The sequence below is a fragment of the Enterococcus sp. ARL09-542 genome (assembly GCF_005234805.1).
Lineage (GTDB): Bacteria > Bacillota > Bacilli > Lactobacillales > Enterococcaceae > Enterococcus_D > Enterococcus_D gallinarum.
In genome coordinates this window covers 1-389 of record NZ_QPQX01000065.1, presented here as the reverse complement: position 1 = coordinate 389, position 389 = coordinate 1, and the positions used below count along the sequence as shown (strand labels likewise).

At 38.8% G+C, this 389-nt stretch carries 1 protein-coding gene; it reads right to left on the bottom strand.

Annotation, left to right across the window (positions count from 1 at the left end):
- Positions 1 to 389, bottom strand: a 389-nt coding sequence (locus tag DVW06_RS16930; protein ID WP_133296820.1) for a transposase family protein, incomplete at both ends; no start/stop codon positions are given.

The following is a 389-nucleotide window of genomic DNA, read 5'->3' as shown; positions in this document are numbered from 1 at the left end:
AAGATCCGTGTCACCGTCCCATCCGAGACGAAGTACTTCTTAGCGATTAGTTTACGTGATTGATTTTCGTACAGTTCTATGAGAATCGCCTGCTTCAGTTCCTTTGTTAGTTGATGATGTTCATCAACTAAGTCCGTTTTCGCAGAAAAGGTCTGCCCACAATCATAGCATAGAAAACGGGTACGTTTTAATTCTAAAATAGTCAACTTTTCTTTGACTTTCAATATCTGAGTACGTGTCGTATAGGAACCGTTGCGGATAATACGAATCGATCCACAGTGTTCACAATGGGAAGGTGAGTCATCCAATCTCCCTTTAATAAACTGCGCTTGAACGCCTTTATATTCTTTTTCAATCAGCCATTCTTCATCAAAAAATAAATGTTTATC